The following is a 19,762-nucleotide window of genomic DNA, read 5'->3' on the forward strand; positions in this document are numbered from 1 at the left end:
CATGACGAGGAAATGACTCAGAACAGCGACATCCTGTGTATCGGATCCGTCCTGTGGGACGTGATCGGACGATCCGCCAGCCACATGCGGCAAGGATCGGACGTGCCCGGCCGCATCACGCGCCTGCCCGGTGGCGTGGCGATGAACATCGCCATGACCCTTGTGCGCTTCGGCATGACCCCGACCCTTCTGACCGCCATCGGCAGCGACCCCGAGGGCGACGAGCTGGTCCATGCCTGCAAGCGGCTGGGCATGGACACGACCCATATCTATCGCTCGCAGGACCTGCCCACCGACCGTTACATGGCGGTCGAAGGCGCAAACGGACTGATCGCCGCCATTGCCGACGCCCATTCGCTGGAGGCCGCCGGCGCCAAGATCCTGCGCCCGCTGATCCATGGCCCGCTGGGCTATGAAAACACCCCGTTCGAGGGGCAGATCGCGCTGGACGGCAACCTGACGCTGGACCTTCTGGAAGAAATCGCCGTCAGCCCGGCCTTCGCCCGTGCCGACCTGCGCGTAGCCCCGGCCTCGCCCGGCAAGGCCGAGCGGCTGCTGCCTTTCCTCAAGCACGGCCGGGCCACGCTGTATGTGAACCTCGAAGAAGCCGGGCTGCTGTGCCAGCGCGAGTTCGACGATTCCGAATCCGCCGCCCGTGCGCTGCTGGAGCGGGGCGCGCTGCGTGCGCTGGTGACCGACGGGGGCAACTCGGCCACCGTGGCCAGTGCCCAGGCGGTGATCACCCAGAAACCCCCGTCGGTTCTGGTCACGCGCGTGACCGGTGCGGGCGACACGTTCATGGCGGCCCATATCGCCGCCGAAGCCAATGGCGCCAGCATCGACGAGGCGCTGACCCGCGCCCTGCATGCCGCCGCAACCTATGTATCCGGAGAGACTCCCCTGTGATCGACATCCAGTATTCCGCCGAAGTGCGCGCGGCCAAGGACGATGGAACCCCCATCGTTGCCTTGGAAAGCACCATCATCACCCACGGCATGCCCTACCCGCAGAACATCGAGGTGGCGGCCCAGGTCGAGCAGGACATCCGCGATGCGGGCGCCGTTCCGGCCACGATCGCGGTGATCGACGGCCGGCTGCATGTGGGGCTGGAACCCGATCAGTTGAAGGATTTGGGACAGGCGCAGGGCGTGGCCAAGATTTCGCGCGCGGATATGGCAGCCTGCATCGCTTCGGGCGGGACCGGGGCCACCACCGTTGCCGCCACGATGATCGCCGCCCATTTCGCGGGGATCCAAGTCTTTGCCACCGGCGGCATCGGCGGGGTGCATCGCGGCGCGGAAACCAGCTTTGACATCTCGGCCGACTTGCACGAACTGGCGCAGACGCCGGTCACGGTCGTGGCTGCCGGGGCCAAGGCCATCCTCGATCTGGCCAAAACGCTCGAAGTGCTTGAGACACTGGGCGTGCCGGTCATCGCCCATGGGCAGGATGAATTCCCGGCCTTCTGGTCGGCCAAGTCGCCCTTTGCCGCGCCCCTGCGGATGGACACAGCCGAGCAGATCGCCAAGGCCCATGCGACGCGCCGCGCTCTGGGTCTGCCAGGCGGGCAGCTGGTGGCCAACCCGATCCCGCTGGCCGATCAGATCCCGTCCGAGGAACTTGACCCGATCATCGCCTCGGCCCAGCAGGACGCCGAAGCGCATCGCATTACCGGCAAGGCCGTCACGCCCTACCTGCTGCAGCGCATCTACGAGCGGACCGAGGGCCGATCCCTGATCGCCAATATCGCCCTGGTGCGCAACAATGCGCGCCTTGCGGCTGGTATAGCCAAGTCTTTGGAGGCTCAGGCTGACTAAGCGTCAAACGGACCTATTGTACCAAGGCGCCGGACTGATTAACTAGTCCGGCAAACCGCTCGGAACCGCGATGAACACACCGTTTGATGAAGAACCCCACCGCCGCCCCGGCCTGCTGTCGCGGCTACGCGCGTCGTTTCTGACGGGTATCGTCGTCATCGCACCGGTCTGGCTGACGCTGTGGCTGATCCTGTCGGTAGTCGGCTGGATCGACAGCGCGGTCCTGCCCCTGATCCCGCACCAGTTCCGCCCTGAGCAATATGTGGGCATCAACCTGCGCGGCGTGGGCGTCCTGTTCTTCCTGATCTTCACGGTTCTGGTCGGCTGGATCGCCAAAGGTATCCTGGGCCGGTCACTGATCCATTTTGCCGAAAGCCTGGTCAACCGGATGCCCGTCGTCCGGTCGATCTATTCCGGGATCAAACAGATCTCGGAAACCGTCTTTGCCCAGACCGAGCGGTCGTTCGAGAAGGCCTGCCTGGTGCAATATCCCCGCCGGGGCATCTGGGCCATCGGCTTCGTCTCGACCGAGGCAAAGGGCGAGATCAACAAACGCGCCGAAACCGGCGGCGGCCTGCTGAGCGTGTTCATCCCAACCACGCCGAACCCAACCTCGGGTTTTCTGCTGTTCTTCCCCGAGGAAGACGTGATCCTGCTGGACATGTCCATCGAGGATGCCGCCAAGCTGGTGATTTCGGCCGGGCTGGTCTATCCGAATCAGAAAGACCCCACGCAGCCGCCCGAGTGATCAGCCGAACATCGCGGGCAGATCAACGGTGCTGCGCGCACCCAGATCGGGTTTGTGATCGGCCAGAAACTGGTCGGCCGCGGCCCGTCCCGCCTGTTTCAGGCTGTGCAGAACCACCGGGTTGGGCACTGTCTTGGTCGCCACCGACAGGCTGTTCATCAGCGCGTCATCGGCGATCATGTGCACGAAGACCCGGCTCATTTCACCCGCCTTCAGCTTGCCCTTGGCCAACAGGCGCTGCACGAAGTTGATCGCCCGCAGCTCGCGCAGAAGGGAAGAATTGAAGCTGATCTCGTTGATCCGGTTCTGAATCTGCTGCGGGGTCTTGGGAACCTCGTCGCGCTCCAGCGGGTTGATGTTCACGATCACAACATCTTCGGGCAGGCCCGCGTTGAACAGCGGAAACAGCGCCGGGTTGCCGGTATAGCCGCCATCCCAATAGGCTTCGGTCCGGTCGGTTTCGGGGTCGTGGATTTCAACCGCTTGGAACAGGTTCGGCAGGCAGGCCGAGGCGAGAATCGCGTCAGTCGTCACCTCATCGCCCGTGAAAACACGGATCTTGCCGCTGCGCACACAGGTGGCGCAGACGAACAGGCGTGGCCCCTGATCGGCGCAGACCTCGCCAAAATCAAACGCCTCTACCACCGGGGCCAGCGGATTGCGGTAGAACGGTCCATAGGCATAGGGCGACACCATCCGCGACCAGGTATCAGCCACCGAGAACGGCAAGGAATACTCCATCGCCTGCGCGATCTGAGCGGGCTCCATCCCGGCCAGCCAGTTGGCGATGCGCATGTCGCCCACCGCGCCCATCCTCTCCCACAGGGCGTTCAGGGTCTCGCGCGCGCCATCGCGACCGGCATGAACCATGCCGGCCTTGAACGCGGCTCCGTTCAGCGCCCCGGCCGAGGTTCCGGTAATCGCCGCAACCTCAATGTCTTCGTCGTCCAGCAGACGGTCCAGCACGCCCCAGGTAAAGGCGCCATGCGCGCCGCCGCCCTGCAGGGCAAGATTGATGCGCTTTACCATGTCCGCCGGCCCCGGCGCGCGCCGCGGATCACAACGCGGTCCAGCCGCCGTCGACCGAGATCGTGGTGCCGGTGATCTGGGCCGCGGCGTCCGAGCACAGGAACACGGTGGTTCCACCCAGCTGTTCGACGGTCGCGAACTCTTTCGAGGGTTGCCGCTCGAGCATGACGTTCTTGATCACGTCCTCGCGGCTCATGTTGTATTCCTTCATCGTGTCGGGGATCTGCGCCTCGACCAACGGCGTCAGCACATAGCCCGGACAGATGGCGTTGCAGGTGATGGGCTCCTGCGCGGTTTCCAGCGCAACAGTCTTGGTCATGCCGACGACCCCGTGCTTGGCCGCCACATAAGCCGCCTTGTAGGGCGATGCAGTCAGCCCATGCGCCGAGGCGATATTGACGATCCGCCCCCACCCGGCCTTGCGCATCATCGGCAGCGCCGCCGCCATTGTGTGAAAGGCCGAGTTCATGTTGATGGCGATGATCGCGTCCCATTTCTCGACCGGGAACTGGTCGATCGGCGCGACGTGCTGAATGCCTGCGTTGTTGATCAGGATATCGCAGGCTCCGGCCTGTTCGATCAGCGCGCGGCATTCCTCGCCCTTGGACATGTCGGCCTTGATGTAGCGCGCGTTGGTCCCGGTCTCCTTGCTGATCTCGGCCGCCAGCGCGTGATCTTCATCGCGGTTGGTGAACGAGTTCAGAACCACATCGGACCCCGCCTTGGCCAATTCGCGCGCGATGCCCAACCCGATGCCCGAATTCGATCCGGTGATGATTGCTGTTTTTCCCGACAGGTTCATTTTGGGTCTCCCACAGACTCATGATTTGGAGACACAGTGCCATGCTGCACCTGCAAAATAAACGGGGAAAGACCCGCTTGCGGTTCCGGTCGATTTATGGGCGGGAAACTCAGTGCTCGAGGCAGAAAAAAACGCCCGCACGAAGCGGGCGTTAAGTTATTGAGGCAGGTTTCATACAGGCAAGAAACCTATCGAGCAGTGGAACCTTTATAAGCAATTCCGCGCCGTCATCCAAGCTAAAAGTTTGATAATAAGAAAAATCATCGGTACGGTGAATCCCAACAAAATAAGGCCAGAGCAGGATTGTTTCCAAAATGAGCCCCGATATTCTCCGTCCCATCCGCCCGTTGATCGCGGGAATCGCTGCCTCGGTTGTCGCCACGTTAGCGCAAGCAGAATCGACCCATGGCATAGCTATGTATGGAGACCCGGCCCTACCACCGGATTTTGTGTCGCTGCCTTATGCCAACCCCGACGCGCCCAAGGGCGGCAAGGTCGTGTTCGGCAATACCGGCGGCTATAACAGTCTCAACCCGTTTGTGCAAAAAGGCACCGCCCCTTGGCAGCTGAGATTTTGGACCCACGAGGGGTTGATGGGCCGTTCGTGGGACGAACCTTTCACTCTTTACGGGCTTTTGGCCGAATCAATCGACACCGCGCCGGACCGATCCTGGGTCGAATTCACCCTGCGTGAGACTGCCCGATTCTCTGACGGATCGCCGGTCACGGTAGACGATGTGATCTGGTCTTACGAAACCCTCGGAACGCAGGGGCATCTGCGCTATCGCGGTTTGTGGTCCAAGATCGACAGCATTCAGCAAACCGGACCACGCTCGGTCCGGATCATCTTCAACGAGCCAGACCGCGAGCTGGCCCTGATCGCAGGGCTGCGGCCGATCCTCAAGAAGGCCCAATGGGAGGGCAAGGATTTCGCCGAGGCAGCGCTGCAAGATGTCCCGATCGGCACCGGCCCCTATGTCATCGATGACTACGAGGCCGGGCGTTTCGTGAACCTCAAACGCAATCCGGATTATTGGGGCAACGATGTGCCGTTCCGCCGGGGCACCATGAATTTCGACGAGATGCGGTTGGAGTTCTACGGCGACCAGACGGTTCTGTTCGAGGCCTTCAAGGCCGGCGCGCTGTCGGCCGTCCGCGAGTTCAACGCCGACAAATGGGCCACGCAATACGATTTCCCGGCCGTTCAGCGCGGCGATGTCATCAAAACCGAGATTCCGCATAAAAAGCCCTCGGGCATGACAGGTTTGGTCATGAACACGCGCAGAGCGCCTTTTGACGATTGGCGCGTGCGCGAGGCACTGACGCTTGCGTTCAATTTTGAGTTCATCAACGGCACGATCACGGGCGGGGCTCAGCCTCGGATCACCTCGTATTTCTCGGGGTCTGAACTGGCGATGCAGCCCGGCCCGGCAACCGGTCGGGTGGCTGAGATGTTGCAACCCTACGCGGCTGATCTGCTGCCGGGAACCTTGGAAGGGTATGTTCTGCCCGAGGGCGACGACTCGGTTCGCAACCGAAGGGACATCCGCAAGGCGGCTGATCTGCTGGAGCAAGCCGGATGGACAATCCAGGACGGCGTGCTGAAGAACGCAGCGCGAGAGCCCCTCAAGATAACCCTGGTCATCAGTCAGGGAAGCTTGAATGTGGTTCAGAACGTGGATGCGATCGCCGAGATGTATGCCCGCGCGCTGGAACGGCTGGGGATCGAGCTGACCGTCGACAAGGTGGATGACGCACAATACACCCAGCGGGTGTCCGAGCTGGATTTCGACATGACCCCGTTCCGCCGCGCGCTGTCGCTGTCGCCGGGCAACGAACAACGCCTCTACTGGGGCAGCGAAGGCGCGGATGCTTCAGGGACACGCAACCTGATGGGGGTCACCTCTCCGGCAGTGGATGGGCTGATCGATGCGATGCTGGCCTCGGAAAGCCGTGAGGATTTCGTGGCCGCCACCCGCGCGCTTGACAGGGTTCTGACCGCCGGACGGTATGTCATTCCAATCTGGAGCTTTGATGTTGGCCGCATCGCCCATGTGAAGGAAATGAAGCATCCTCAGATCTTGCCAATCTACGGCGACGGACCGCAGTTCATGCCCGATGTCTGGTGGTACGAGGAGTAGCAGGCAACCGGTAGGGGCTTGTGCCCCGGCCCATTTCAAGTGATGCACTTAGCTCGGATCGGGCGCCGCGCGGGCGTCGGCAATTTTCGGCACATGTGACCAAACACCAAAAGGCGATCAAACAACCCCGCTGGCCGCTATTTCTAGAGCATTTGACTACTTTTTGCGGGTGGAACGCCTGTTACCACGATATCTCGCAATCCAAGTGAGGATCGACGCAACGGACACCTGCACCGAAAACAGATTTCTTAGATAGAACAAAGCCCTGTATTCGGCGCAGTCCAGAGTGCGAGCATTTGAACGATCGCCAAAACCGACAGTGAGTGGGAAAACGGGCCGAGCACGGCGTGAAAAACCGCTTTGATTTTCCAGCACCCCGACCTGCGACATTTTGTCATGTCTTCGCGCGGGCTGCGCGCTCCGTACGCTGGTCTGGGGAAGAGCAGTCCTGAAACCCGAACCACGGAAGGCTCGCAGATGTTGAACTGGACTGATTTGACACAAGACTGGAGCGCGTCCTACGCACGTGCCAAGCGCCGTTTTCCGAACCTGCGCGATCAGGATATGGCGCGCGTGAGGACGGACAGGAAACGCTTTGAGGCCTATCTGGCCGAGCGGCACCACCTGACGGTGAACGAGGCCCATGAAGAGGTCGAGGATTTCCTTTACACCGAAGGCCTGAACCGCGAGCTTGCCCGGCGTTAGGCCAGCGACGTGACCCACAGGATGGTTGCATCCTCATCGCTTACCGAGATCACGTTGTGCCCCATGCTGCCGTCGTAATAGGCGCTGTCGCCCCGACGCATCTCAACCGGTTCATAAAACTCGGTGTACAGGCGGATCACGCCGGTCAGCACATACAGGAATTCTTCGCCATCGTGACGCACCCAGCCGTCGAACTCGTCCATTGACCGGGCGCGCACGCGGGCCCGATAGGGCAGCATCTGCTTCTTGGTCAGCGTTTCGGCCAGCAACTCGTGCTCGTAGGTCGTAGTGGCGTGCGCGGTGCCTTCACCCATCTTGGTCACCGCCATGCGACCGATCACTTGATCCCGCTCGGGCGGGGTGAACAGCTGCGGTACAGAGATTTCGAGACCGATCGCCAGCTTCTTGAGCGCATCATAGGTCGGCGACATTTGGCCATTTTCGATCTTGCTGAGCGTGGACCGGGCCAACCCGGCCTGGTTCGCCGCCTGCTCGAGGGTCCATTTCCGCGCCTTGCGCAGTTCACGCACGCGGGCACCCAGATCTACCGGCTCCAGCTCGGTGCGGGAACCGTTGTCGCGGGCGATGCGTACGATGGATTTGTGGTCTTTGCTCGTCATGCGTCATTCTATAGGGCCAGCGCCGCGCGCTTGCAACGCGTGACAAAGGGCAATAGCCAAGGCGCATGTTGTCGATCTTCGATCAGGGGCCGCCGACGCCCTGCCCCGCGCTGTTCAACCTGGCCGCCCATGTGTTGCGCCGCGCCGATGCCACGCCCGACAAGGTGGCCCTGTCCGTGCTGCGCCCTGACGGTTCGGACGACTGGACCTTTGCGAAGTTGAAATCCGCGGTTCTGGGCACCGGAACCGGGCTGCTGCGTGCGGGCCTGGTGCCCGGCGACATCGTGCTGATGCGTCTGGGCAATACGGTCGATTTTCCCATAGCCTATCTGGGGGCGATCGCCGTCGGGCTGATCCCGGTACCGACCTCCTCGCAACTGACCGAGCCGGAAACGGAGCGGATGATCCGGGAACTGTCTCCAGCCGCCATTCTGCGCGATCCGTCCGTGGCCTGTGCCGCGCACCCCAACCAGATCGGCCTGGCCGACCTTGCCGCCATGCGCGACCTGCCGCCCGCGTCGTTCGACATGGGCGATCCGGAACGCATGGCCTATGTCGTCTATACCTCGGGCACCTCGGGCAAACCGCGCGCCGTGGCCCATGCGCATCGCGCGATCTGGGCACGGCAGATGATGGTCGATGGCTGGTACGGCCTGCGTGAGGCCGACCGCCTGTGCCACGCGGGCGCGTTCAACTGGACCTACACGCTGGGCACCGGCCTGATGGACCCGTGGACCATCGGCGCCACAGCGCTGATCCCCGAACCCGGAACCGACCCGGCCGCCTTGCCCGGGTTGCTGTGCCGCCACCGCGCCTCGATCTTTGCGGCCGCCCCCGGCGTGTACCGAAAGATGCTGAACGCGGCGGACACGCTGCCCCTGCCCGATCTGCGCCACGGCCTAAGCGCCGGCGAGAAACTGTCGCGCGCCCTGCACGAACGCTGGGTACAGGCCACCGGGACCGAGCTGTACGAGGCCTACGGCATGTCGGAATGCTCGACCTTCATCTCATCCAGCCCGTCCCACCCCGCGCGCGGCGATGCGCTGGGACGGCCGCAACCGGGGCGCCGCGTGGCGATCCTGGGGCCCGACGGGCCGGTTCCGCAGGGGCAGGAAGGCACCATCGCCATTCACCGCTCGGACCCGGGGCTGATGCTGACCTACCTCAACGCCCCGGACGAGGCCCGCGCGCGCATGCAGGGCGACTGGTTCCTGACCGGCGATCAGGGGGCGATGGCCGTGGATGGGCAGATCACCTATCTGGGGCGCGACGACGACATGATGAACGCCGGCGGCTACCGGGTGTCCCCGGTCGAGGTCGAATCCGTCCTGTCGCGGTTTCCCGGAATCGCTCAGGTCGGCGCGGCGGCGGTCGAGGTCAAACCGGACACTTTCGTGATCGCCGCCTTCTATTCCGGGCCGGAAAAACTGGACGAAACCGCCCTGCGCGCTTATGTCGAGGCCAACCTGGCGCGCTACAAGCAACCCCGCGCCTTCATCCACCTTCCCGAACTGCCCACCGGGGGCAACGGAAAACTCCTGCGCCGTGCATTGCCGGCCTATTTCAAGGCACCCGAAGAATGACCCAGACCGTCAAGCTTGATATCCTGTCCGACCCGATCTGCCCGTGGTGCTATATCGGCAAGACCAACCTGGACAAGGCGCTGGCCTCGGTCCCGGACCATCCCTTCGTGATCGAATGGCATCCGTTCCAGCTGAACCCCGACATGCCCGAAGGCGGCATGGACCGGCGCGAATACCTGGAACGCAAATTCGGTGGCAAGGAGGGTGCGGTTCGCGCCTATGCGCCGGTGGTGGAGCATGCCGAAAAGGCCGGCCTGAACATCGATTTCGAGGCCATGAAACGCACCCCGAACACGCTGGACGCCCATCGCCTGATCCATTGGGCAGGGATCGAGGGTAAGCAGAACCAGGTGGTGGATGCGCTGTTCACTGCGTATTTCGTGCAGGGCCGCGACATCGGCGACCACGAGGTTTTGGCCGACATCGCCGACAGCGTGGGCATGGACGCCGCAGTTGTTCTGAAGCTGCTGAAATCCGACGCCGACCGGGACGACATTCGTCAGCGGGATACGCACTCGCGTGAGATGGGCGTAAACTCGGTCCCCACCTTCATCGTCGCCAACCAGCACGCGGTCCCTGGGGCGCAACCACCGGAATTGTGGGCGCAAGTGATCGGCGAAATCATGTCTCAGCTTGAGCCTTCCTCTGCAGAATAGCACAGAGTTCTGTGCGCGATTGCACCTAGCCCACCTTGCCCTGTCGTGTTAGCGCGTTGGGGCAAGGAGTCCCCGCATGGCTGACCGTATTTCCAAGGCCGAATTCATCGCGCTGATCGCGATGATGTTTGCCACGATCGCATTTTCGATTGATTCAATGCTGCCTGCTCTACCTGAGATCGGCGCGCAGCTCAGCCCTGATGACGTGAACCGGGCGCAGCTGATCCTGACCAGCTTTGTTCTTGGCATGGGAATCGGCACGTTCTTCACCGGCCCGATCTCGGATGCGGTCGGACGCAGGCCGGTGATCTTCGCCGGAGCAGCAGTCTATATTCTGGCATCGGCCGTGGCTTGGGCCAGTTCGTCGCTGGAGTTGGTTCTGGCTGCCCGGGTGGTTCAGGGACTGGGGGCCGCCGGGCCCCGCGTAGTCGCGATGGCGATCATCCGCGATCTGTTCTCGGGCCGGGAAATGGCGCGGATCGTGTCCATCGCGATGATGATCTTCACCCTGGTGCCCGCCATCGCGCCCATGGCCGGTGCCGCCGTGATCGCCTTTGCCGGTTGGCGCGGCGTGTTCATGTCGTTTATCCTGTTTGCGTTGGTCATCATTGTCTGGATGGGGTTCCGTCTGCCGGAGTCCCTCGCGCCGAAAAACCGCCGCCCGTTCCGCCTGCCACTGATGGTCGGTGCCGTGAAAGAGATGTTTGCCCACCCCACCGTGCGCCTGTCGATCTTTGTCCAGACCCTGTGCATGGGCATGCTGTTCACCATGCTGACCATGGTGCAGCCGGTCTATGACGTGATCCACGACCGCGCCGACAGCTTCCCTTTCTGGTTCGGATTCGTGGCGCTGATGTCCGGCTCGGCCAGCCTGCTGAACGCAGCCGTCGTGGTGCGCGTGGGCATGCGCCGGATGGTGACCTGGGCGCTGGCCGGACAAATCCTGATCACCTCGTTGGTGATTGCCCTCAACATGTCGAACCTGTCGTCCCAGGCCTCGTTTGCGCTTTTCGTGTTCTGGCAGACCACGGTCTTTTTCATGGCCGGCGTCACCATGGGCAACCTGAATGCCATCGCGATGGAGCCGATGGGCCATATCGCCGGCATGGCGGCCTCGGTCATCGGGTCGATCTCGACCGTGCTGGCCGCCGCGATCGCCGCACCGGTGGGGCTGCTGTTCGACGGTACGCTGGGGCCGCTGAGCATCGGCATCCTGATCATGTGCGTGCTGGCCTTCGCACTTATGGTTCACATGGGCCGGATCGAAGACCGCGTCCCCGCCTGACCTGTCCCGCGTGCCCGAACTGCGCTAGACTCGCCCCAGTCAGGGGGAATTCGGCATGAGCGACTATTACGATCTGGGCACGCATAGCTGCCCCGTCACCACGTCCTCGGATCAGGCGCAGCTTTGGTTCGACCGGGGCCTTGTCTGGACCTACGGCTACAACCATGAAGAGGCGGTCGTGTGTTTCCAGCGCGCGCTGGAGCATGACCCCGACTGCGCCATGGCCCATTGGGGCGTGGCCTATGCCGCCGGGCCCAACTACAACCTGCCCTGGGATCTGCTGGACGACCGCGGTAAGGCCAAGGCCCTGAACTGCGCCTATGACGCAACCCAGTGCGCACTGGCCCTGCTGGATCGCTGCACGCCGGTCGAACGCGAACTGATCCGCGCTCTGCCCGCCCGCTATCCCCAGCGGGATCCGGCGCTCGACATGCACCGCTGGGACCACGACTTCGCCGACGCCATGCGCGCCGCCTTCGTGGCCCAGCCCGACCATCTGGACCTGCGCACCATCTATGTCGAGTCACTGCTGAACCTGACCCCTTGGCAGATGTGGGACCTTAGGACAGGCCAGCCTGCCGAGGGCGCCGCGACGCTTGAAGCGCAGGAGGCGTTGGAATGGGCCATGGCCAACGATCCGGCGGCAATGTCGCATCCGGGGCTGCTGCACCTCTATGTGCATCTGATGGAGATGTCGCCCACACCGGAAAAAGCGCTGAATGCCGGTGATGTGCTGCGCACGCTGGTGCCCGATGCCGGACATCTGGTGCACATGCCCACCCATATCGACGTGCTGTGCGGCCACTACCAGAACGTCGTCCACTGGAACGAACAGGCCGTCATCGCTGATCTGAAATATTACCAGCGCGAAGGCGCGTTCAACATCTACACCGGCTATCGCCAGCACAATTACCACTTCGTCATCTATGGCGCGTTGTTCCTGGGCCAGATGGAGCCCGCCCTGCGCGCCAACACGGGCCTGTGGGACACCACGCCCGAGGAAATGCTGCGCATCGAAAGCCCGCCGATGGCGGATTACTTCGAAAGCTACATGGCCATGGGGCCACATATTCTGATCCGTTTCGGCCGGTGGGAGGAAGCCAAGGCCCTGCCCCTGCCCCCCGATCCCGACCTGTATCTGACGGTGACGGCCACCACGCATTACGCCCGCGCCATCGCCCATGCTGCCACCGGCGACGTGGTCGCGGCCGAGGCCGAGGAACTGCTGTTCCTCGCCGCCAAGGACCGCGTGCCCGAAACCCGTCTGCTGCACAATAACCGTGTAATCGACCTGCTGGAGATCGCGCGCGAGATGCTGCGGGGCGAGATCGAGTACCGTAAAGGCAATTTCGACACGGCCTTCGCCCACCTGCGCCGCTCGGTCGAGCTGGACGACAATCTGCCCTATGACGAGCCCTGGGGCTGGATGCAGCCCACCCGCCACGCGCTGGGGGCGCTGCTGTTCGAACAAGGCCACGTGGCCGAGGCCGAAGCCGTCTATCGCGAAGATCTGGGATTGGGCGGCACCCTCAGCCGCGCCTCGATCCATCCCGACAACGTCTGGAGCCTCAAGGGTTTGCACGATTGCCTCAAGGCGCGTGGCGCGGTAGAGGAATTGCAGTTGATCCGACAACGACTTGACCTGGCCCTGGCGCGGGCCGACCGCAGTGTCGGCGCCTCGTGCTTCTGCGCCCAGGCCGCGATGAGAGCCGCTGAATGAAACTGTTGAACGCTGCGCTGATCGCGCTGTGCTGCGGTCCCGCCTGGGCCGACCGTCAGACCTTTCCGCCTGTGGACGAGGCCAGCAAAGACCCGGCACTGGAAGCCTTCCGTGCGGACCTGCGCGCCAAGGTCGCCGCCCGCGACCTCGAGGGCGTCATGGCCGCCACCTGCCACGAGATCTATACCAGCCACGGCGACCCGGACGGCCCCGAGACGTTCCGCGCCAATCTGACGGTCGATCCCGAAACCCTGCCCGAGGCCGACCGCCGCCACGCCGCCACCATCCGCGAGGACTACTGGCGCGACCTCGAGACCACGCTGGCCCAGCCCGGCTATTTCGACGAGGATGGCGAATTCTGGATGCCGCACCAGTGGCGGCTTACCCTGCCAGCGAAGCTGGATCCGTTCACCGCCTATTTCGTGACCGGTCAGGATGTCACCCTGCGCCAGGCCCCAAACCGCGGCGCGCCCATTCTGGACCTGATCAGCCACGAGGTGGTGATCGTGCCGGACTATCTGGAAGAGGCCGAATATCAGGGCGTCATCCTGACCGACGGAACGCGCGGCTATATCTATTCCGAATTCCTGTGGTCGATGGTCGGCTATCGCGCGGCCTTCGTGAAGTCGGACAGCGGCGACTGGCAGCTGTGTACGTTCGTGGCCGGGGACTAGGCCGCGCCCTCAGGCGCTGGCCTTCTTCTTTTTCTCGGCGGCGACCTTCTCGGCCAGATCGCGGGCAATGGCAAAGGCGCCCTTGATCTTGTCGCTGTCCTTTTTCCAGTCGCGCCGCACCACGATCTTGTTGTCCTTGACCTTGGCCAGCCCGCGCTGGTTCTGGATGAACTCGACCAGACCTTGCGGTGAGGCGAACTTGTCATTGTGGAACTGGATCGTTGCTCCCTTCGGTCCGCCGTCCAGCTTGGCGATGCCGGCGCGTTTGCACATGGCCTTGATCCGCACCACCAGCAGCAGCGTGTTCACCTCTTTCGGCAGCGGGCCGAACCTGTCGATCAACTCGGCGGCAAAGCCCTCCAGTTCGACCTTGGTCGACAGCGACGACAGGCGGCGGTAGAGGCCCAGCCGCACGTCCAGATCGGGCACATAGTCTTCGGGGATCAGTACCGGAACGCCCAGGTTGATCTGCGGCGCCCACTGATCGTCGGCCTCGCTCAACCCTTCCATCTCGCCGGCCTTGATCTTGGCGATCGCCTCTTCCAGCATCGACTGGTAGAGCTCGTATCCCACGTCGCGCATCTGGCCCGACTGTTCCTCGCCCAGCAAGTTGCCCGCGCCGCGAATGTCCAGGTCCTGGCTGGCCAGCGTGAACCCCGCCCCCAGCGTATCGAGCGACCCCAGAACCCGCAGCCGCTTGTCGGCGGCCGGCGTCAACCGCGCGCGCGGCTTGGTGGTCAGATAGGCATAGGCGCGGGTCTTAGATCGCCCCACCCGGCCCCGGATCTGATAGAGCTGCGCCAGCCCGAACATGTCGGCCCGGTGCACGACCATCGTGTTGGCGGTGGGAATGTCCAGCCCGCTTTCGACGATCGTGGTGGCCAGCAGGATGTCATACTTGCCGTCGTAGAAGGCATTCATTCGATCATCCAATTCGCCCGCCGCCATCTGGCCGTGGGCCACCACATAGGTCAGTTCCGGCAGCTGTTCCTTCAGGAATTCCTCGATCTCGGGGAGGTCCGAGATGCGCGGCACCACATAGAAACTCTGCCCGCCACGATAGTGCTCACGCAGCAGTGCCTCGCGGATGGTGACGGCATCGAACTCGCTGACATAGGTGCGGATCGCCAGACGATCGACGGGCGGCGTGCCGATGATCGACAGGTCGCGCACGCCGGTCAGGCTCAGTTGCAGGGTGCGCGGGATCGGCGTTGCGGTCAGTGTCAGCACATGCACGTCCGAGCGCAGCTGCTTGAGCCGCTCCTTGTGGGCCACGCCGAAATGCTGTTCTTCGTCGATGATCAGCAGGCCCAGATTCTGGAACCGGATGCCCTTGGCCAGCAGCGCATGGGTGCCGATCACGATATCGACCGTGCCCTTTGCCAGCCCTTCGCGGGTCTGCTGCGCCTCTTTGGCCGAGACGAAGCGTGACAATTGCCTGACTTCCAGCGGGAAGCCCCGGAACCGGTCCTTGAAGCTGGCGGCGTGCTGACGGGCCAGCAGCGTTGTGGGCGCAATCACCGCCACCTGCAGGCCGGACATGGCCGCAACAAAGGCCGCGCGCATGGCGACCTCGGTCTTGCCAAAGCCCACGTCGCCGCAGATTAGGCGATCCATCGGCGTGCCCGAGTGCAGGTCCTCCATCACGTCGGCGATGGCGCGCAACTGGTCTTCGGTTTCCTGATAGGGAAATCGGGCGCTGAACTCCTCCCACGCGTGGGGCGGCGGGTCCATGATCGGGGCCTTGCGCAAGGCGCGTTCGGCGGCAATGCGGATCAGCCGGTCGGCCATCTCGCGGATGCGTTCCTTGAGCTTGGCCTTCTTGGCCTGCCATGCGCCACCGCCCAGCTTGTCGAGCAAACCTTCCTCGTGCCCGTATTTCGATAGCAGTTCGATGTTTTCGACCGGCAGGTACAGCTTGGCGCCTTCGGCATATTCCAGCAGTAGGCATTCATGCGCGGCGCCCAGGGCGCTCACGACCTCCATGCCCATGTACCGGCCGATGCCGTGATCAACATGCACCACCAAATCGCCGGGGCTGAGCGACTGGGTCTCGGTCAGGAAATTCTCGGCCTTGCGGCGTTTCTTGGGCTGGCGGATCAGGCGGTCGCCCAGCACGTCCTGTTCCGAGATCACGGTCATGTCGGGCGTCTCGAAGCCGTGCTCCAACGCCCAGACCGCCAAGTGCAGGCCGCGTTTGCCGATGCGCGAGCCGTCGGAAACGGGAATTGCCTCGGCCAGGCCCTCATCCTCGATCAACCCGGTCAGGCGTTCGCGCGCGCCCTCGGAGTACGAAGCGACCAGAACCGGCCCCTTCTCAAGCTTGTTCTTGATGTGGCTTGCCAGCGCGCCGAACAGGCTGATGCTTTCCTGCTGGCGCTCGGGGGCAAAGTTGCGCCCGATCCGACCGCCCGCGTCGATCACCCCCGGGCCGCTGGCCTGCGGCAGGGGGCTGAACTGCAGCACCCGCCGCTGCGCCACCGCCCGGGTCCAGGCGTCATCGTCCAGATACAGCAGGCCCGGCGGCGTGGGTTTATAGACCGAATCCATCCGCGAGCGGTTCTCGAGCGCCAGACGCCGGGTTTCGTATTGATCGGCGATGCTGTCCCACCGGGCCAGACGCGCGGGCGTGACCTGATCGTCCAGCGTGATCGTCGCATCCGGCAGATAGTCGAACAGCGTTTCCAGCTTTTCGTGGAACAGGGGCAGCCAGTGCTCCATGCCCTGATGCTTGCGCCCGGCGCTGACCGCCTCGTACAGCGGATCATCCGTGCCGGCCGCACCAAATTCGATGCGATAGTTCTGACGGAACCGGGTGATGGCGGCGTCGTCCAGTATCACCTCGGAAACCGGGGCCAGTTCGACCAGATCAAGCTTTTCGGTGGTGCGCTGAGTGGCCGGATCGAACCGGCGCGCGCCGTCCAGCACGTCACCGAACAGGTCCAGCCGCACCGGCCCTGCTTCGCCCGGCGGGAAGATGTCGATGATCCCGCCGCGCACGGCATAGTCGCCGGGCTCCATCACCGTGGGGCTTTGGCTGAAACCCATGCGCACCAGAAAATCGCGCAGCGCGGCCTCGTCGATGCGCTGGCCGACCCGAGCGGTGAACGCCGCCTGCCGCAGCACGTCGCGCGCCGGCACGCGCTGGGTGGCCGCGTTCAGCGTGGTCAGCAGAACGAACCGCTCGGGCATCTGGTGCACCAGTGCCGCCAGGGTCGCCACCCGCGCCGCCGCGATGTCGGGGTTGGGCGACACCCGGTCAAAAGGCAGGCAATCCCAGCCGGGAAACAGGATCACCGGCATGTCGGGCGCAAAGAAACGCAGCGCGGCGCGCATCGCCTCGGCACGTTTGTCGTCGCGCGCCACATGCAGAACCGGCCCACCCGAGCGGGCAACCTCGTTCAGCACCAGCTGCGCGTCAAACCCCTCGGGGGCGCCGCCGACTGTCACGTGGTTCGGAGCCTTCATCACGCTGCCTTTCTGAATCTGCTATCCCAGAACGCCTATCGAAAGGTTCTGATACATGCCCCACATCGAAGTGACCAGTATCGCAAACATGCCGATGACCTGCGTCGCCAGCCGGCATCGATGCAGCGCCTTGGACACAGCTTCAATCGTCAACTCCTGCCGCCGCAGGTTCCGGGCCACCCGCAGGCTGTTTGCGCCGACAAGAACCATCGGGAACAACAGCAGGAACACGGCCTGGGCGAACTCGACCTGATAGTAAAACCCAAGCGTCGCCAGCCCTGCGAACAGGAAACAGCACAGCGCCAAGATTACGACCCCCGAAACGTCGGCAATGTAGAGGATGCGATTGGTGTTGATCCGCACGATGTCCAGCAGGTCGGTCTCGGCCTGGCCTCCGACGCGGCGGGCGCGCACGACCAGATCATAGGGAACGCCCATCACCCAATGGCTGGCTGTCGACCACAGCACCGCAAGCGCGATCCAGTACCACAGATTCGAGAAACTGCGCATGTCGATGAGCTCGAAGATCGTGGAGTACCAGTCCAAACTTGCCTCATTGTTCAAAATTCTCAGGCGGTTCTATCGCAACGGCGCGGCCATTGGTACCCTTGAGACCTGTGCAAATTCATGCCACCCAATGCGCGACTGTTCAAGGAGAACGCGCCATGAAACCGACAATCGCTCCCTACCCCCACGGCCGCTTTCGTCGCGCCCGCCAGTCCGAGGCGATCCGGGGCTTGGTGCGCGAGAACACCCTGACCGTGGATGACCTGATCTGGCCGGTTTTCGTGCGCGACGGCGAGGGCATCGAAGAGCCCGTGCCCTCGATGCCCGGCGTGGTGCGCCGCTCGGTCGATCTGATCGCCAAGGCGGCGGCCGAGGCGCAGGCGATGGGCATCCCGGCGATCTGCCTGTTTCCCTACACCGATCCCGCCCTCAAGACGCAGGATTGCGCCGAGGCGTGGAACCCCGACAACCTTTCGAACCGCGCCATCCGCGCGATCAAGCAGGCCGCACCTGAAATCGCGGTGATGACCGACGTCGCGCTGGACCCCTACAACATCAACGGCCATGACGGATACGTGGTGGACGGCAAAATCGTGAATGACGAAACGGTCGAGGCGCTGGTCAAGATGACGCTGGCCCAGGCCGAGGCCGGAGCCGACATCATCGGCCCGTCCGACATGATGGACGGCCGGATCGGCGCGATGCGCCAGGCGCTCGAAGCCGCCGGCCATCGCGACGTCATGATCCTCAGCTATGCCGCGAAATATGCCAGCGCCTTCTACGGACCCTTCCGTGATGCGGTGGGCGCCTCGGGCGCGTTGACCGGCGACAAGAAGACCTATCAGATGGACCCGGCCAACTCGAACGAAGCGCTGCGCCTGATCCAGCGCGACCTGACCGAGGGCGCCGACATGGTGATGATCAAGCCCGGCATGCCCTATCTGGACATCTGCCGGAGGGTCAAGGACACGTTTGGCGCACCCACCTATGCCTATCAGGTGTCGGGTGAATACGCGATGATCCAGGCCGCGGCGCAGAACGGTTGGATCGACGGCGAAAAGGTGATGCTGGAAAGCCTGCTGGCCTTCAAACGCGCGGGCTGTGACGGCATACTGACCTATTTCGCACCGCAGGTCGCCCGGCTTCTGCACGGCTAATCCCGCGGGACTCCGCGATTTTTCGCCGATCGGCCGGCCTTGGCCTGCCGGTTTTCCCGTGACACCCGACGCCGTTCGGCGTATTCTTGCACACAAGACCGGGACCACCCGGCTTTTCAGGCACATCGACAGAGAAAAAGAAAAATGAGCAGTTCCAACACACCACGACTGAGCCGTCGCGGCTTTGCCTTTGGCATGGCCGGACTGACCCTGACCGCCGCTTGCGGCAACGGCGTCGGAAACTCGAACGCGGCAACGATCGATGCACGCGTCGATGCCACGCTGACCGAGATGTATACCCGCTACCCGAACACCCAGGAAATCGCCAACAAGGCCAACGGGATGCTGGTCATGCCGCTTATCACCGAGGCGGGGTTCGTCTTTGGCGGTGGCTACGGAAAAGGCGCCTTGCGCATCAATGGCGCGACGGTCGACTACTACTCGGCTGTCAAAGGCACCGCCGGGCTGCAGATTGGCGCCCAGCAATACGCCCATGTCCTGTTCTTCATGACCGAGGACGCCCTGAACGATTTCCGCCGCTCAAGCGGATGGACCGCCGGCGCGGACATTGGATATGTCGTCAGCGACCAGGCGGACCAGTTGTCGACCGACCTGACTACCCTGCGCAAACCTGTGCTGGCGGCGGTCTTCGGTCAGGCTGGGCTGCAATTGGGCGCGACGGTCGAGGGCATCAAATACACGCGCATCATTCCCTGACCCCCTGCCCCCCTCAAGAAAACTCCGTCACTGGCCAATGCCGTGGCGGAGTTTTTCGTTTCAGACGCAGATTCCGCGGCGCGGCCTCTTTCGGTCGCCAGAGCCATGAATTAACCTTCGCCTGATCTGCAAA

At 63.5% G+C, this 19,762-nt stretch carries 17 protein-coding genes; 12 read left to right on the forward strand and 5 right to left on the reverse strand.

Annotated elements, in window-relative coordinates:
• Nucleotides 1-12: 12 nt before the first annotated feature.
• From AC2FML_RS03430 to AC2FML_RS03440, 3 genes are all read left to right on the forward strand, one after another.
• The gene (locus AC2FML_RS03430; protein WP_170359039.1) at nucleotides 13-906 is read left to right on the forward strand and encodes a PfkB family carbohydrate kinase; all 894 of its coding nucleotides are present in this window, start codon (nucleotides 13-15) and stop codon (nucleotides 904-906) included.
• On the forward strand, nucleotides 903-1,817 hold the full coding sequence (locus tag AC2FML_RS03435; protein ID WP_496781972.1) for a pseudouridine-5'-phosphate glycosidase: 915 nt from the start codon (nucleotides 903-905) through the stop codon (nucleotides 1,815-1,817). Before AC2FML_RS03430 ends, AC2FML_RS03435 begins: the two co-directional genes overlap by 4 nt.
• Before the next feature lie 70 nt (nucleotides 1,818-1,887).
• Nucleotides 1,888-2,565, forward strand: coding sequence for a DUF502 domain-containing protein (locus AC2FML_RS03440; RefSeq protein WP_093962217.1), 678 nt, complete (start codon nucleotides 1,888-1,890; stop codon nucleotides 2,563-2,565).
• Here the strand turns inward: AC2FML_RS03440 and AC2FML_RS03445 are convergent, their stop codons facing one another.
• Both AC2FML_RS03445 and AC2FML_RS03450 read right to left on the reverse strand, forming a co-directional pair.
• Nucleotides 2,566-3,594, reverse strand: coding sequence for a patatin-like phospholipase family protein (locus AC2FML_RS03445; RefSeq protein WP_496781974.1), 1,029 nt, complete (start codon nucleotides 3,592-3,594; stop codon nucleotides 2,566-2,568).
• A 28-nt stretch (nucleotides 3,595-3,622) separates the two neighbouring features.
• Complete coding sequence (locus AC2FML_RS03450; protein WP_496781976.1) at nucleotides 3,623-4,396, reverse strand: 3-hydroxybutyrate dehydrogenase; 774 nt, start codon at nucleotides 4,394-4,396, stop codon at nucleotides 3,623-3,625.
• Nucleotides 4,397-4,710: 314 nt separating this feature from the next.
• On the opposite strand from AC2FML_RS03450, the gene AC2FML_RS03455 reads away from it, so the two are divergent.
• Nucleotides 4,711-6,537 (forward strand): extracellular solute-binding protein, encoded by a 1,827-nt coding sequence (locus AC2FML_RS03455; RefSeq protein WP_496781978.1) that lies wholly within the window; start codon nucleotides 4,711-4,713, stop codon nucleotides 6,535-6,537.
• A gap of 477 nt (nucleotides 6,538-7,014) precedes the next feature.
• Nucleotides 7,015-7,242 (forward strand): hypothetical protein, encoded by a 228-nt coding sequence (locus AC2FML_RS03460; protein ID WP_093962974.1) that lies wholly within the window; start codon nucleotides 7,015-7,017, stop codon nucleotides 7,240-7,242.
• Here the strand turns inward: AC2FML_RS03460 and AC2FML_RS03465 are convergent.
• Nucleotides 7,239-7,862: a helix-turn-helix domain-containing protein gene (locus AC2FML_RS03465; protein ID WP_093962221.1), complete on the reverse strand. Its 624-nt coding sequence runs from the start codon at nucleotides 7,860-7,862 to the stop codon at nucleotides 7,239-7,241. The genes AC2FML_RS03460 and AC2FML_RS03465 overlap by 4 nt on opposite strands.
• A gap of 65 nt (nucleotides 7,863-7,927) precedes the next feature.
• Here AC2FML_RS03465 and AC2FML_RS03470 point away from each other — a divergent pair, with 65 nt between their 5' ends.
• The 5 genes from AC2FML_RS03470 to AC2FML_RS03490 all read left to right on the forward strand — a co-directional run bounded on the left by AC2FML_RS03470 (nucleotide 7,928) and on the right by AC2FML_RS03490 (nucleotide 13,780).
• Nucleotides 7,928-9,445 (forward strand): class I adenylate-forming enzyme family protein, encoded by a 1,518-nt coding sequence (locus AC2FML_RS03470; RefSeq protein WP_496781979.1) that lies wholly within the window; start codon nucleotides 7,928-7,930, stop codon nucleotides 9,443-9,445.
• Nucleotides 9,442-10,101 carry a DsbA family oxidoreductase gene (locus tag AC2FML_RS03475; RefSeq protein WP_170338392.1) on the forward strand — a complete coding sequence of 220 codons (660 nt, stop codon included), beginning with the start codon at nucleotides 9,442-9,444 and terminating at the stop codon, nucleotides 10,099-10,101. Before AC2FML_RS03470 ends, AC2FML_RS03475 begins: the two co-directional genes overlap by 4 nt.
• Before the next feature lie 76 nt (nucleotides 10,102-10,177).
• Nucleotides 10,178-11,386 carry a multidrug effflux MFS transporter gene (locus tag AC2FML_RS03480; RefSeq protein WP_496781981.1) on the forward strand — a complete coding sequence of 403 codons (1,209 nt, stop codon included), beginning with the start codon at nucleotides 10,178-10,180 and terminating at the stop codon, nucleotides 11,384-11,386.
• A gap of 55 nt (nucleotides 11,387-11,441) precedes the next feature.
• Nucleotides 11,442-13,106, forward strand: a complete 1,665-nt coding sequence (locus AC2FML_RS03485; RefSeq protein WP_496781982.1) for a hypothetical protein — start codon at nucleotides 11,442-11,444, stop codon at nucleotides 13,104-13,106.
• Nucleotides 13,103-13,780 (forward strand): SH3 domain-containing protein, encoded by a 678-nt coding sequence (locus AC2FML_RS03490; RefSeq protein WP_170359024.1) that lies wholly within the window; start codon nucleotides 13,103-13,105, stop codon nucleotides 13,778-13,780. Before AC2FML_RS03485 ends, AC2FML_RS03490 begins: the two co-directional genes overlap by 4 nt.
• A gap of 9 nt (nucleotides 13,781-13,789) precedes the next feature.
• Here the strand turns inward: AC2FML_RS03490 and mfd are convergent, their stop codons facing one another.
• Both mfd and AC2FML_RS03500 read right to left on the reverse strand, forming a co-directional pair.
• Nucleotides 13,790-17,248, reverse strand: a complete 3,459-nt coding sequence (gene mfd / locus AC2FML_RS03495; RefSeq protein WP_496781984.1) for a transcription-repair coupling factor — start codon at nucleotides 17,246-17,248, stop codon at nucleotides 13,790-13,792.
• Nucleotides 17,249-17,269: 21 nt separating this feature from the next.
• Nucleotides 17,270-17,794: a component of SufBCD complex gene (locus AC2FML_RS03500; RefSeq protein ID WP_170338382.1), complete on the reverse strand. Its 525-nt coding sequence runs from the start codon at nucleotides 17,792-17,794 to the stop codon at nucleotides 17,270-17,272.
• Between the two features lie 119 nt (nucleotides 17,795-17,913).
• Here AC2FML_RS03500 and hemB point away from each other — a divergent pair, with 119 nt between their 5' ends.
• Together hemB and AC2FML_RS03510 are read left to right on the forward strand one after the other, a co-directional pair.
• The gene (gene hemB, locus AC2FML_RS03505; RefSeq protein ID WP_496781986.1) at nucleotides 17,914-18,912 is read left to right on the forward strand and encodes a porphobilinogen synthase; all 999 of its coding nucleotides are present in this window, start codon (nucleotides 17,914-17,916) and stop codon (nucleotides 18,910-18,912) included.
• A gap of 144 nt (nucleotides 18,913-19,056) precedes the next feature.
• Nucleotides 19,057-19,629, forward strand: coding sequence for a lipid-binding SYLF domain-containing protein (locus AC2FML_RS03510; RefSeq protein ID WP_093962230.1), 573 nt, complete (start codon nucleotides 19,057-19,059; stop codon nucleotides 19,627-19,629).
• Nucleotides 19,630-19,762 lie beyond the last annotated feature (133 nt).

Source organism: Ruegeria sp. BHSC029 (assembly GCF_059613085.1).